We start from the raw sequence: 14,526 nt of genomic DNA, 5'->3' as shown, positions 1-14,526 counted from the left end.
ATTACTAATTTATGATTAGAAATTACTAAAAAATGGTATTTAAAGCTAATAATTATTGATATCGTAAAAAAAGGCTTATTAAATATAAAAAATTAAATTTGATGTTACGTTTTATGAGAATTTAATTTTCATTACCGTAGCCATGTTTAGTGCCATAGTTTTCATCATGTCGGCATTTTTACCTTCAAAATTTTCATCTATTGAACTGTAAAAATAATCAAGCCAAATTTCATAATGTTCTTGTACAAAAGGATGTTTGTCGTGAATGTTTTTATGAATTTGAAACATATTATTGCTATATCCACCTTTTAAAAACAAACCTTGTTCCCAAAAATTAGCTAATATTTCAAAGTGTTTTTCTAAATGGTGCTCTACTTCTGTAGCGTGAGTGAAAAAGAAATTGATGGACTGATCTTTTAATAATCGATCATAAAAATTTCTCATGATTAAAAGTATATCCTCTCGCGTTTCTATATCTTTCATTTTGAAAAAAAATTTGGAGTTTTAGGTTTAGCTTCGCTCTGTTCGACTTAGTCTCAAGTCAAGTTTCAAGTTGTAAAAAAGTTCAAGATTAAATATAACCTTGAACTTTTAAACTTTTAAAACTGAAACTTTAGACTAAAGCTTACATATAGGCTTCAATTGGCGCACAAGAACAAACTAAATTTCGATCTCCGTAAGCATCATCCACACGACGTACACTTGGCCAAAATTTATTTTCTGCAATGTATTCCAATGGAAAAGCGGCTTGCTCTCTGGTGTATGGGAAGTTCCAAACATCAGCCGTAAGCATCGCTTGTGTATGAGGAGCATTGTGTAAAACCGTATTGTGATTGTCAGCAGTTACAGCTGCAATTTCTTTTCTGATAGCAATCATCGCATCGCAAAAACGGTCTAATTCTGCTACATCTTCCGATTCGGTAGGTTCAATCATCAAAGTTCCTGCAACTGGGAAGGAAACCGTTGGAGCGTGGAAACCATAATCCATTAAACGTTTGGCAATATCTGTAACTTCAACTCCTTGTTGTTTAAATGCACGACAATCCAAAATCATTTCGTGAGCCGCTCTTCCCATTTCACCTGAATACAATACAGGGTAGTGGTCTTCTAAACGCGCTTTCATATAATTAGCGTTCAAAATCGCATACTTGGTCGCATTGGTCAATCCTTCGGAGCCTAACATCGAAATGTAGCCATACGAAATTAAACACACTAAAGCCGATCCGTAAGGTGCTGCTGAAATGGCTGAAATGGCTTGATTTCCACCTGTTGGAATAATTGGATTTGTCGGTAAAAACGGCACTAATTTTTCGTTGACACAAATTGGACCAACACCGGGGCCACCACCACCATGAGGAATAGCGAAGGTTTTGTGTAAGTTCAAGTGACAAACGTCAGCGCCAATAGTAGCAGGATTAGTTAATCCTACTTGTGCATTCATATTGGCACCATCCATATAGACTAATCCACCATTTTCGTGAATTAGATTTGTGATTTCGATAATCGAACTTTCAAAAACACCATGTGTAGAAGGATAGGTTACCATTAAACAAGACAAACGGTCTTTGTACTCAATGGCTCTGGTGCGTAAATCTTCTACATCAATATTTCCTTCTGGAGTAGTTTTGGTTACGATAATTTCCATTCCCGCCATCGCTGCCGATGCTGGATTGGTTCCGTGTGCCGAAGAAGGAATTAAGCACACATTTCTGTGGTGGTCTCCTCTTGACAAATGATAAGCTCTGATGGTCATTAAACCAGCATATTCCCCTTGTGCTCCCGAATTTGGTTGCAAAGTAGTTCCAGCAAACCCAGTAACTACATTCAATTGTTGCTCTAATTTTTTCAACATGATTTGGTACCCTTCTGCTTGTTCAACAGGAGCAAACGGGTGAATGCTGTTCCAATTAGCCATTGACAAAGGCAACATTTCGGCTGCAGCGTTCAATTTCATCGTACAAGAACCTAAAGAAATCATGGAATGGTTCAAGGACAAATCTTTGCGCTCTAATTTTTTGATATAACGCATCAACTGACTTTCAGAATGATGGTTGTTAAATACTTCGTGTTGCAAGAAAGAGCTAGTTCTAACCAAATCAGCAGGAATTGCTGACTCATTAGCTAATTCGCTAACTGTTACATTTGACTTTCCTAATGCTTCCGCAAAAATGGATACAATTTGGTTTAAATCTGCTAATGAAGTGGTTTCATTCAACGAAATTGAAATGGTTTCGCCATCTACATAAAAGAAGTTTACTTCGTTTTTCTCTGCTACGGCTTTTACTTTCGAAGCATCCGCTTTTACTAAAAGGGTATCGAAGAAAGCGGTATTGGTTTGGTAAACACCTAATTGATTTAAGGCTTCCGCCAAAGTCACTGCCGAAGCATGCACTTTATTGGCAATGTATTTTAATCCTTTTGGTCCGTGGTAAACAGCGTACATTCCAGCCATAACCGCTAATAAAACTTGAGCAGTACAGATGTTTGAAGTTGCTTTTTCACGTTTGATGTGTTGCTCACGAGTTCCCAAAGCCATTCGTAAAGCTCTATTTCCATTGGCATCAATGGTTACACCAATGATTCTTCCCGGCATTGATCGTTTGTGCTCTTCTTTGGTTGCAAAATAAGCCGCGTGTGGGCCACCATAACCCATTGGAATCCCAAATCGTTGTGAAGTTCCTACCACTACATCAGCTCCCATTTCTCCCGGAGGAGTTAATTTGGCTAAAGATAAAAGATCCGCTGCTACAGCAACTTTTATTTCGTTAGTATGTGCTTTGGCAATAAAACCAGCATAGTCATTAACTTGACCATATTTCCCAGGATATTGCAACATGGCTCCAAAGAAATCAGAGGAGAAATCAAATGTTTCATGATTTCCAACCACTAATTCTATTCCTTTTGGAGTAGCGCGTGTTTGTAATACCGATAAGGTTTGAGGTAATATTTCTTCTGAAACGTAGAATTTGTCTACGTTGTTTTTCTTTTGGTCACGAGAACGCACATCAAATAACAAAGCCATTGCTTCGGCTGCTGCAGTCCCTTCATCAAGCAATGAAGCATTAGCGATTTCCATTCCTGTTAATTCTATAATGGTAGTTTGATAGTTTAAAATAGCTTCCAAACGACCTTGTGCGATTTCTGCTTGGTAGGGTGTATAAGCGGTGTACCAACCTGGGTTTTCAAAAATATTTCTTTGAATTACGGCAGGAATAACAGCAGGGTGATACCCTAAACCGATATATGATTTGAAAACTTTATTTTTTTTACCTAATTCTTGAATGTGAGACAAATACTCAAACTCGGTCATAGGTGTGTCTAATTCTAATTCTTTTTTAAGACGAATATCAGCGGGGATGGTCTCAAAAATTAATTGGTCTAATGAAGCTACACCAATTGTGTTTAACATGTGATTTAAGTCTGTTTCTCTAGGACCTAAATGGCGTAAAGCAAATGCATCTGTTCTCATTGTCAAATATAAATAGCTATAAAGTTGTGTTTAAAATCAGAAAGATTTCTAGTGTTTAATTGGGTAACAAATGTACTTATTAATCTCTTAAACAAAAGCTATAAAACCTCTAATTTTTTAAGAATTTATAAACCAAAACAAGTAGTTATTAACATATTCAATATTTTTGTGCTATGAATAAACTTAAAAAAATAATCAATTTCTATATAAACGCTTCTATTCATGTTGCTGTGGCTATTTTTTGCTTGTTAAAAATTACCAGTTTATCTTATCAAATTACTATTTCTTCGTTTTATTACCTAGTTGTATTTTTCGGTTCTATTTGCAGCTATAATTTTTTGAAATATTACACAGTTTTCAATAAAACAAAAAAATATAAATTGTTACTGTGGATAACATTTTTGGCATTACTTTTATGTTTGCTGTTTTACATTAAATTAACCTATGCTGAACAGAAAGGATTGTTTGTAGGAGGCATACTTGTAGTGGCTTATCCTTATTTGAGAAAAATAGGCTGGTTAAAATTAGTTATAGTTTCTTTTGTAGTTAGTTTAGTTACACTCGGGATACCTTTTTTTATTGCCAATAGATTCGATTTGTTACTCTTTATACAACGTGTTTTAATACTGTTTGCCTTATTAGTACCATTCGAAATTTTAGATAGTGCTTCTGATAACAAGAAAATGCAAACATTGCCTCAACGGTTTGGTATTGAAAAAACAAAGATTTTTGGGTATTTAGCCATATTGCTCTTCATTTTTTTAGAATTTAATTTTAGTATGAATGCAAAAAACGGGCTGCTTTTCTCGGTTAATCTTTTTATATCATTTATTACTGTACTGATTATCTTTTTCACCTCTACAAAAAGGTCAAGGTATTATACACTATTTTGGGTAGAAAGTATCCCCATTTTTTGGTGTGTGTTGCTTTTATTGATTAAAAAAAATTTCTAGCTGTTCGTGTTTTTTATTTTATTAAATTAGCAAAAAATAATAGTTATGAACCCTAATTTTACTCGAAGAAACTTTCTTAAGACAACCTCAGTAGCTGGTTTTGGCGCATTAATTTTGCCTAATTCTCTTTTTTCCTATAATGATAATTTTAATACGGATAAAAAAGTTCGTCTAGGATTTATTGCGATTGGATATAGAGGTCAAGCACATTTAGAAGAAATGTTAAAGAGAACAGATGTAGAGATAGTTGCTTTTGCCGATCCAGAGCCAAGAATGCTGGCTATGGGTCAAAAGTTAATGGCAAAATACAAACAACAACCCGCAAAGGAATATGGTAACGGAGATTATGATTATAGAAATTTATTGAAAGACCCAACAATTGATGCGGTTATTATCTCTTCACCTTGGGAGTGGCATAAAATTCAGGGTGTAGAAGCTATGTATGCCAAGAAAATAGTTGGTATGGAAGTGTGTGGTGCTATGTCAGTTGACGATTGTTGGGAATTTGTAAAAGCATTTGAAGCAACTAAAGTACCTATCATGATGTTAGAAAATGTGTGTTACCGACGTGATGTAATGGCAGTTTTAAATATGGTACGAAAAGGGATGTTTGGTGAGTTAATTCACGGGCAAGGCGGCTATGAACATGATTTGAGAGGTGTTTTGTTTAACGATGGTCAAACGGCATATAATTCGGGAGTAGAGTTTGGTGATAAAGGATTTAGTGAGGCCAAATGGCGAACCAATCATTATGTAAATAGAAATGGAGAATTGTATCCTACTCACGGATTGGGTCCGGTAGCCGTTATGTTTGATATCAATAGAGGGAATAGATTATTGCGTTTGTCTTCTTTTTCTTCAAAATCCAGAGGATTGACAAAGTATATTGAAGAACATCCAAAAGGAGGAAAGGACCATCCCAATGCTAAAGTAAAATTCAGACAAGGAGATATTGTGACTACACAAATTCATTGTGCTAATGGGGAAACCATCTTATTAACACATGACACTTCTTTGCAACGCCCGTATAATTTAGGATTTAGGGTACAAGGAACAGATGGAATTTGGCAAGATTTTGGCTGGGGCGAAAACAATCAAGGATTTATCTATTTTGAAAAATTGATGAAACATTCTCATCGCTGGGACAACACTGAAAAATGGTTGCAAGAATACGACCATCCACTTTGGCAGCGCTATTCAAAAGATGCTGAAAACTCAGGACATGGTGGAATGGATTTCTTTGTTGATAATACGTTTATTGAATGCATCAAACGTAATATAGAGTTTCCTTTAGATGTGTATGATTTGGCTACTTGGTATTCCATTACCCCTTTAAGCGAAAAATCAATCAAAAAAAATGGACAAGTAGTCGATATACCTGATTTTACCAAAGGAGCATGGGAATCACGTAAACCAGTATTTGGATTTGATGGGGCATTTTAGTTCGACCAAAACCCTACTCATTATGGCAGGGGGCTTAGGTAGCCGATACCAAGGCTTGAAACAAGTTGACGGGATCACTGCCAACGATGAAACCATTTTGGAGTTTTCTATTTTTGATGCGCTAGAAGCGGGATTTACAAAAATTGTCGTTGTGATTAATTCACATTTACCAGTCTCGTATCTTACAAGATTAGAAAAAATTGCATCACAACGAAAGTTTGAACTTCATCTCGTACTTCAAACTATTGAAAAGTTTGTTCCAAAGGAATTTTATAAGTTGCTACAAGACAGACAAAAACCGTGGGGTACCGCACATGCTATTTTGTGTGCCAAAGCATGTATTCAAGAACCCTTTGTCGTACTAAATGCCGATGATTATTATGGGAAACAGGCTTTTGTTGAAATGGTAAAATGGATAGATGACGACCAAATTCAACCCAATCAATTTGCCATGGTTGCGTATCCTATAGCAGTTACTTTGAGCGAAAATGGTTCGGTGTCTAGAGGCATTTGTTCATTGAATGCTGCTGGGTATTTACATAAGGTAATAGAGAAAACTAAAATACTTCGAGAAGATGCCGAAATTGTATTTTTAGAAAATGAAAGTAGACAAGTAATTTCTTCTAATACGTTGGTTTCAATGAATTTTTGGGGATTCCATCCTGCTATTTTCGAATCATTAGAAAATTCGTTTCATCATTTTTTAAGCTCAAATCCTTCGTCAATTTTAGAAATTTATATCCCAACAGAAATACAAAATTTAATTGATATCCAAAATCTTCAGGTAAAAGTGCTTTCAACTTCAGACAAATGGTATGGAATCACTTATCCCGAAGATAAAAAACAAGTAGTTGATTTTATTTCAGAATCTATTACTAATAAATTATATCCTAGCGAATTGTGGCAATAAATCCAACACTAAATAATATCATTTGTCATTTTTTACCTCAGGCTGAAGTGGCTGTCATTTCTCCTGTTGCAGATGGTTTAATTAATTCGACGTATAGCGTTGAGGTAGTCCTAGGCGCACTGAGAAAAAAGTATATTTTGCAAAAAATCAATACCGCTATTTTTCAAAATCCCAAGGCAATTCATTCAAATATTTCATTAGTAAGTAGTTGTTTAAAATCAATGAATTACCCACATCCTGTATTGGAATTGTGCGAGACCGCTGAAGGTGGAAATGAACTCAATTTTGAAGGTGACACTTGGCGGATGTTGGAACAAATTGAAAATAGTTACACTATTAATGTTGTGGAAAATTCAAATCAAGCATTCCAAGTAGGTTCTTTTTTTGGTCAATTCTATACCTTTTTAAATGGAATTGAACTAAACCAAATTCAAGCTGTTTTACCAAATTTTTTAGACACAAAAAGTAGAATTGAAGCTTTTCAACAAGCCTTTCAATTGGCTACAAAAGAACGACTAATCAAAGCAAAAACCGAGTTAGATTGGATGCTCAAGCATAAAGATTTACCCCAAAAATGGATACAATTACAACAAGAAAAAAGATTGCCTGTTCGACTCATTCATGCCGATCCTAAAATTAGCAATGTGCTTTTTGATGTCACGACACATCAGCCTAAAGCCATTATTGATTGGGATACTTTGATGTTTGGTACGATTTTATATGATTACGGCGATATGATTCGTTCTTACACTAACACAAAATTAGAAGATGATCCTAATCCAGAAGGGGTATTCAATGTTAAAATTTATTACGCTTTAACGGATGGTTTTTTGTCTGAAACACGTTCTTTTTTAACTGATATTGAATTGGAAAATTTACCCTATGCGCCACAGGTAATCGTTTATATTCAAGGGTTACGTTTCTTGACTGATTATTTGAATGGTGATATTTACTATCATTGCAATTACCCAGAACAAAATCTAAATCGAGCTAAAAATCAAATTCATTTATTGCAGCATATTTTAAAGCTCTAGCTTTTGGGCGTTTCCCTTCGGGTCGGGCTTTTGGCTTTATCTTTTCATAGTGGACTTCGAGTACTTCAGTCCGCCATGAAAAGGATGCCGCCTCTATCCCTAACGCAAAAAAAAACGATTTAAATCAACCCAGCTCGTTTCAATAAGGCTTCTGGTTTTGGTTCTTGCCCTCTAAAACGTTTGTACAATGTCATCGGGTGTTCAGTTCCACCTTTTGAGAGGATGTTTTCTTTGAATTTTGTAGCCACTTCTGTGTTGAAAATGCCTTTTTCTTGGAAATACGCAAAAGCATCGGCATCCAAAACTTCAGCCCATTTGTAACTGTAATATCCCGAAGAATACCCTCCTTGAAAAATATGAGAGAAAGAAACACTCATGCAATTTTCGGCTACATCAGGATACAGACTTGTGCCTTCAAAAGCCGTTTTTTCAAACGCTTTGATATCTGTAATTCCTGTTGGATTATTGCTGTGAAATGCCATGTCTAATAATCCAAAACTCAATTGGCGTAAGGTGGCCATTCCTTCTAAGAAACTGGCACTTTCTTTGATTTTTTCCACATATTCTTGCGGAATGATTTCGCCTGTTTTATAATGTTTAGCAAATAAAGCCAAAGCCTCAGGTTCGTAACACCAGTTTTCCATCATTTGCGAAGGCAATTCCACAAAATCCCAATATACCGAAGTTCCCGATAAACTTGGATAGTTGGTGTTAGCCAACATGCCGTGCAAACCGTGTCCAAATTCATGAAACAAGGTAGTTACTTCGTTGAATGTTAAGAGTGAAGGTTTAGTTGGGGTAGGCGGTGTAAAATTGCACACATTGGAAATATGTGGTCTTTCGTTTACGCCATTTTGAATGTATTGTGGTTTAAAAGAGGTCATCCAAGCTCCATTTCGTTTGCCTTTTCTTGGAAAAAAATCGGCATAGAATAACGCTACTAATTCGTTTTTCTCATCTATGACTTCAAAAGTCTGTACATCGGGGTGGTATTTGTCAATAGTGTCGATTTCTTTGAATGTTAATCCGAATAGTTTATTTGCAATGGTAAAGGCACCATTCAATACATTTTCTAATTTGAAATACGGTTTTAAAAGCTCGTCATCTAAATTGAATAATTTTTGTTTCAATTTTTCTGAATAATAGGGTCCGTCCCATTTTTCTAATTGGTCAATGCCGTCTAATTCTTTGGCGAAAGCCGTTAATTGCGCAAACTCTTTTTCGGCTGCCGGTTTGGCTTTGGCTAACAAATCATTTAAAAATGTTTTTACTTGATTAGGGTTTTGTGCCATGCGCTCTTCTAAAACAAAGTGTGCGTGGGTTTCATAGCCTAATAAATTAGCGCGTTCGTAACGTAGTTTAGCAATTTGTAACGTAATTTCTTGGTTGTCGAACTCGTTGTTTTGAAAGGCTTTTTTTCCTGCGGCAATGGTAATTTCCTTTCGCAATTCGCGGTTATCCGCATAGGTTACAAAAGGCAGGTAACTCGGAAAGTCTAAGGTAAAAATCCAACCTTCTTTCTCTTTGGATTCGGCCAAAGAACGAGCCATTTCAATAGCCCCTTCGGGCAATCCTTTTAAGTCGGCTTCGTTGGTAATGTGCAGTTGGTAGTTATTGGTTTCTGCCAATACATTTTCACCAAAAGTCAGTTTTAATTTGGCTAATTCAGTATCGATTTCGCGTAAGCGTGATTTTTTATCTTCGCTAAGTAGTGCTCCATTGCGAGCAAAACTTTTGTATTTCTTATCCAATAAAGTGGCTTGTTCTGGAGATAAACTCAATTCATTTCTTTGGTCGTACACTGCTTTCACTCGTAGAAATAAGGCTTCGTTTAACGAAACATCATTGCTAAACGCTGTTAGTAAAGGCGAAACTTCTTGTGCGATTTTCTGCATTTCGTCACAGGTTTCTGCCGAATTCAAATTGAAGAAAATAGAGGATAAACGATCTAAAGTTTGTCCTGAAAAATCCAAAGCTTCGATGGTGTTTTCAAAAGTAGGCTTCGCTGGATTATGAGTAATCGCATCAATTTCTGCGCGCGCTGCTGCAATAGTGGTTTCAAAAGCAGGTTGGTAATCGCTCATTTGAATTTGAGAGAAAGGCGCTGCATTGTATTTGGTAGTGTATGTTGAGGTTAAGATGTTCATTGTGCAATTTAGTTTCTTTATTTTTAACCATTAAGAGATTAAGAAAAATTAAGAAGGATTGCTACATCAAAATCTTAAAGAACCTTAATCCCTTAATGGTTTTATTATTATTTTTTCAATCCTTCTGATGCTTTTATAACGGCGTCTTTTAGGCTTAGTTTGTAGGCAATTATTCGGTTTAAAACAGTGTTGTCAGCACTTCCGATGATTTGAGCTGCCAAGATTCCTGCGTTTTTAGCTCCGTTCAATGCTACTGTAGCTACAGGAACTCCGCCCGGCATTTGCAAAATTGATAAAACCGAATCCCAACCGTCAATCGAATTACTTGATTTTACAGGGACTCCAATTACAGGAAGTGGGCTCATAGAAGCCACCATTCCAGGCAAATGTGCCGCACCACCTGCACCCGCAATAATAACCGAAATCCCTCTTTCGTGTGCCTTTGTACTGAAATCCACTAATTTTTCAGGAGTTCTATGTGCCGAAACAATATCTACTTCGGTTTCGATTCCAAATTCTTTTAAAATGTCTATGGCGTCTTGCATTACCGGCATATCCGAAATGCTTCCCATGATGATGGCTACTTTCATATTAGCCCCCTAACCCCCAAAGGGGGAATTCCTACTAGGGGTGAGTAGGGTTTTGGTTGTTTTTTTGTTTAAATTTTAAAAAAATTAAAAAAGCAAATACATTTTCAAATTTTCAAATTGATACATTGTTTTATTTGCTAATCACTCTAATTGTATTTTTTACTTGCTCTGCTATTTTTCTTGCTTTGTTTACGTCTTCGTTTGCAATGGTGACGTGTCCCATTTTTCTAAAAGGGCGGGTTTGTTTTTTACCGTAGATGTGTGGTGTTACACCATCCCAGTCTAGTATTTTTTCAATATTTTTATAAATTACATTGCCCGAAAAATTTTCTTCGCCTACCAAATTGACCATAATTCCGGCCACTTTACTATCAGTATTGCCTAAAGGTAAATCTAAAATCGCGCGCAAATGATTTTCAAATTGTGAGGTGTAACTTGCTTCAATAGAATAATGACCTGAATTATGTGGTCTTGGCGCTACCTCATTGACTAGAATTTCGTCATTTTCGGTTTGAAACATTTCCACTGCTAATAACCCCACATGATGAAATTGTTGGGAAACATTCAAAGCAATGGCTCTGGCTTTTTGGGCTACTTCCTCATCAATTCGCGCAGGACAAATAACATATTCTACCTGATTGGCTTCGGGGTGAAATTCCATTTCTACCACAGGATAGGTTTTGATTTCGCCCGAAGGATTGCGACATACAATAACGGCCAATTCGTTTTTGAATGGGATCATTGCCTCGGCAATACATTCTACGTTGGGTAATTCGTCTAAATCAGCTACTTTTCGAACTACTTTGACCCCATTACCATCGTAACCAAATTCAGTACACTTCCAAACAAAAGGCAATTGAAGCGTTGATTGCTGACTGTTGATTGCTGATTTTAGATTTTCAAGATTTTCAAATCGCTGGTACGGTGCTGTTGGAATATTGTGTTGGGTGTAAAAATCTTTTTGAATACCTTTGTTTTGAATCAATTTCAAGGTTTTTGGCGAAGGATATACCGGTACTCCTTCTTCTTCTAATTGTGTTAATGCGTCTAGGTTCACCAATTCGATTTCGAAAGTTAAAATATCTACTTTTTTTCCGAATTTATATACGGTCTCAAAATCCATCAAATCTCCCTGAAAGAATTGGTTGCAAGCAATTTTACAAGGTGCTTCTTCACTTGGATCCAAAACATAGGTTTGAATATCAAATTTTCGAGTGTCATGCAAAAGCATTTTGCCTAATTGGCCTCCACCTAGAATACCTAATTTAAAATTGGAAGAAAAATAGTTCATTTGGAGTGGTTATGGTTGTCGTTGTTCCTGCAAAGATACTAATTTTGGTAATTTAAGAATTTAATTTTTTTAAAATATCTTTAACTGCAAATTGATAACCAGGCGAATGTTTACTAAAATCTCTTGCTAATACTTCTTGTAAAGCATCGCGTACCCAAATATGTTTTTTACTCAAAATAAATAAAGCGCGCATGGCATATGCTGCAGGAGCTACTTTTGCATCGTTAATAAGCCAATCTAAACAAGTTTCTATTATTTGTTTCTCTTGCTTATTTGATAAATGAATTGTTTTACTTTTTGTCAAGAACATACATATTTTAGCTATTGAACGAATGGCTGATTCATTAGTATAACTACTTAATTTTGTGCAGAATTGTGCCAAATACGGTTCCAAAAGTAAGAGTTGTTCTTCAAATACTAATTCGAGTATCCAACAAGCTTTATGATGATTTTTATCTGTTGTGTCAAATGCTATTTGAATTAAAACAAACAAAAAATCAGGATTTTTGAGTGCAAAATTTTTATTCTTCTCTCTACTCTTTCGATGTGCGGTACTTTCGGCTACCTGTTTGTAATAAATCGAATTCATTTTGTAAATATATCTATTTTGCAAAAAAAACACAATTCTTCATTCTTAATTCTGAATACTTTGTAAATTTGCTTTTTATTTTTAATACTAAACAACAAACTATAAACTTACTGAAATGATTAATATCGTATTATTTGGAAAACCAGGTGCCGGAAAAGGAACACAAGCCGAATTTTTGAAAGACAAATATAATTTAGTGCATTTGTCAACGGGTGATATTTTTAGATTTAACATAAAAAATGACACTGATTTAGGCAGATTAGCGAAAACCTATATGGATAAAGGTGACCTAGTTCCAGATACGGTAACCATTCAAATGTTGCAAAGTGAAGTAGATAAAAATCCACAAGCTGCCGGTTTTTTATTTGATGGTTTCCCAAGAACATTAGCGCAGGCAGAAGCGTTGGATACTTTCTTAGTTACAAAAGGAGAAAAAATTACAGCAACTATAGCCTTAGACGCAGATGATGAAATTTTAGTTCAAAGATTACTTGAAAGAGGTAAAACTTCAGGCAGACCAGATGATCAAGACGAAGAAAAAATCAGAAACAGATACCAAGAGTATAATGAAAAAACAGCGCCTTTAATTCATTTTTATGAGGGACAAAATAAATACTATGCTGTAAATGGAATTGGTACAATTCAAGAAATTACAGAAAGATTAAGTTTAATAATTGATAAATTATAAGTATCTTGCGATAAAATTCAACATATTAAACATTGGAAATAGTCATAATTTTCTTGTTGATACTGCTTAATGGATTGTTTTCCATGTCAGAAATTGCACTCATATCAGCAAGAAAAAATAGGTTAGAAACCGCTGCCAAGAAAGGCAACACGAGTGCAAAAACCGCTTTAGATTTAGCAAATTCGCCTAATAAATTTTTATCAACTGTCCAAATAGGTATTACGTTGATAGGCATTTTAACAGGTATTTATTCAGGAGAGAAAGTAACAGAAGACGTTACCTTGTTTTTTGAACAATATGAGTTAACTAAACTGTATGCACCTTCTCTAGCAGTAGGTGTTGTAGTTGTTGTGCTAACTTTTTTCTCATTAGTATTAGGCGAATTATTGCCCAAACGAATTGGCTTAAATTATCCCGAAACCATTGCAAAAGCTGTTGCAGTTCCTATGAAATTAGTTTCCGTAGTAACCGCACCATTCATTTGGTTGTTAACGACTTCAACTGATTTTATTCTTAAAGTATTAAACATAAAACCTACAGCAGACGGCAAAGTCACCGAAGAAGAAATAAAAGCTATTATTAAAGAAGGAACAGAAGTAGGTGAAGTACAAGAAATTGAACAAGACATTGTGGAACGTGTTTTTCATATTGGCGACCGAAAAGTAAATTCATTAATGACACATAGAAGTTCTATGGTATATTTATCTTTGGACGATTCAGTAGAAGAAATCAAAGCAAAAGTCTTACATGAATTGCATTCTGTTTACCCTGTTTGTAATGAAAATTTAGACGAAGTTGTGGGTGTAGTATTTTTAAAAGACTTGTTTTTAAATTTTGAACAAGGTAATTTTCAATTAAACGCTATCGCAAAAGAACCTACTTATTTCATAGAGCATACTTCAGCCTATAAGGCATTAGAAAATTTTAAGAAGACTAAAGTGCATTATGCATTTGTTACTGATGAATATGGCGTTTTTCAAGGAATTATTACATTAAATGATATTTTAGAAGCCTTAGTAGGTGATGCTGCAGATTTCGATGATGATGAATATAAATTAATTGCCAATGAAGACGGAACTTGGTTAGTAGATGGTCAATATTCGTTACATGATTTTCTGACTTACTTTGATTTAGACGAACAAATTGGTGATTTTGAAGTTACGACCGTTAACGGGCTTATTGTTACTGAGCTTGGTGATATTCCAAAACAAGGACAAAAGCTTATTTGGAATAAACTAGAGTTTGAAGTTTTAGAGATGGATGGTGTAAAAATCGATAAAATTTTAATCACTACTCTTAAAGAATAATGTATAGTTTCAATATTTTTTAAAAAACTTATAATGTATGCATTATAAGTTTTCTTTTTTATTAGCCATCTTAAAGTTGTATCTTTGCCACTTATAAAATAAAAA

Annotated in this window: 12 protein-coding genes; 6 read left to right on the top strand and 6 right to left on the bottom strand. The window is 35.1% G+C overall.

Annotation, left to right across the window (positions count from 1 at the left end; genetic code table 11):
• Nucleotides 1–111 precede the first annotated feature (111 nt).
• Nucleotides 112–483, bottom strand: a complete 372-nt coding sequence (locus tag RF683_RS08360) for a group III truncated hemoglobin (protein ID WP_309531846.1) — start codon at nt 481–483, stop codon at nt 112–114.
• Between the two features lie 142 nt (nt 484–625).
• Nucleotides 626–3,469: an aminomethyl-transferring glycine dehydrogenase gene (gene gcvP, locus RF683_RS08355; protein ID WP_309531845.1), complete on the bottom strand. Its 2,844-nt coding sequence runs from the start codon at nt 3,467–3,469 to the stop codon at nt 626–628.
• Nucleotides 3,470–3,849: 380 nt separating this feature from the next.
• Between gcvP and RF683_RS08350 the strand changes: the two genes are divergently transcribed.
• Genes RF683_RS08350 through RF683_RS08335 form a run of 4 tightly spaced genes read left to right on the top strand, consistent with a single transcriptional unit; the run spans nt 3,850 to nt 7,809 of the window.
• Complete coding sequence (locus tag RF683_RS08350; RefSeq protein WP_309531844.1) at nt 3,850–4,422, top strand: UbiA prenyltransferase family protein; 573 nt, start codon at nt 3,850–3,852, stop codon at nt 4,420–4,422.
• Between the two features lie 45 nt (nt 4,423–4,467).
• Nucleotides 4,468–5,865, top strand: a complete 1,398-nt coding sequence (locus tag RF683_RS08345) for a Gfo/Idh/MocA family protein (RefSeq protein ID WP_309531843.1) — start codon at nt 4,468–4,470, stop codon at nt 5,863–5,865.
• Entirely contained in the window at nt 5,852–6,775 is a 924-nt protein-coding gene (locus tag RF683_RS08340) for a nucleotidyltransferase family protein (RefSeq protein WP_309531842.1), read from the top strand. The genes RF683_RS08345 and RF683_RS08340 overlap by 14 nt, the downstream gene beginning before the upstream one ends.
• The gene (locus RF683_RS08335) at nt 6,766–7,809 is read left to right on the top strand and encodes a phosphotransferase enzyme family protein (protein ID WP_309531841.1); all 1,044 of its coding nucleotides are present in this window, start codon (nt 6,766–6,768) and stop codon (nt 7,807–7,809) included. The genes RF683_RS08340 and RF683_RS08335 overlap by 10 nt, the downstream gene beginning before the upstream one ends.
• Nucleotides 7,810–7,928: 119 nt before the next feature.
• On the opposite strand, the gene RF683_RS08330 is transcribed toward RF683_RS08335, so the two are convergent.
• The 4 genes from RF683_RS08330 to RF683_RS08315 form a co-directional block, all read right to left on the bottom strand.
• Nucleotides 7,929–9,956 (bottom strand): M3 family metallopeptidase, encoded by a 2,028-nt coding sequence (locus RF683_RS08330; protein WP_309531840.1) that lies wholly within the window; start codon nt 9,954–9,956, stop codon nt 7,929–7,931.
• Nucleotides 9,957–10,063: 107 nt separating this feature from the next.
• Nucleotides 10,064–10,546 (bottom strand): 5-(carboxyamino)imidazole ribonucleotide mutase, encoded by a 483-nt coding sequence (gene purE / locus RF683_RS08325; protein WP_309531839.1) that lies wholly within the window; start codon nt 10,544–10,546, stop codon nt 10,064–10,066.
• A gap of 130 nt (nt 10,547–10,676) precedes the next feature.
• A complete protein-coding gene (locus tag RF683_RS08320; protein ID WP_309531838.1) occupies nt 10,677–11,837 on the bottom strand; it encodes a 5-(carboxyamino)imidazole ribonucleotide synthase in 1,161 nt (386 codons plus the stop codon).
• Nucleotides 11,838–11,889: 52 nt separating this feature from the next.
• On the bottom strand, nt 11,890–12,426 hold the full coding sequence (locus RF683_RS08315) for a hypothetical protein (protein WP_309531837.1): 537 nt from the start codon (nt 12,424–12,426) through the stop codon (nt 11,890–11,892).
• A gap of 115 nt (nt 12,427–12,541) precedes the next feature.
• Between RF683_RS08315 and RF683_RS08310 the strand changes: the two genes are divergently transcribed.
• Both RF683_RS08310 and RF683_RS08305 read left to right on the top strand, forming a co-directional pair.
• Nucleotides 12,542–13,114, top strand: coding sequence for an adenylate kinase (locus RF683_RS08310; protein ID WP_309531836.1), 573 nt, complete (start codon nt 12,542–12,544; stop codon nt 13,112–13,114).
• 83 nt (nt 13,115–13,197) lie between these two features.
• A complete protein-coding gene (locus RF683_RS08305) occupies nt 13,198–14,421 on the top strand; it encodes a hemolysin family protein (RefSeq protein WP_309531835.1) in 1,224 nt (407 codons plus the stop codon).
• The last annotated feature ends 105 nt before the right edge of the window (nt 14,422–14,526 follow it).

The sequence above is a fragment of the Flavobacterium sp. 20NA77.7 genome, from assembly GCF_031326205.1.
GTDB classification, from domain to species: domain Bacteria; phylum Bacteroidota; class Bacteroidia; order Flavobacteriales; family Flavobacteriaceae; genus Flavobacterium; species Flavobacterium nakdongensis.
This window is presented reverse-complemented; position numbering and strand designations above follow the sequence as displayed.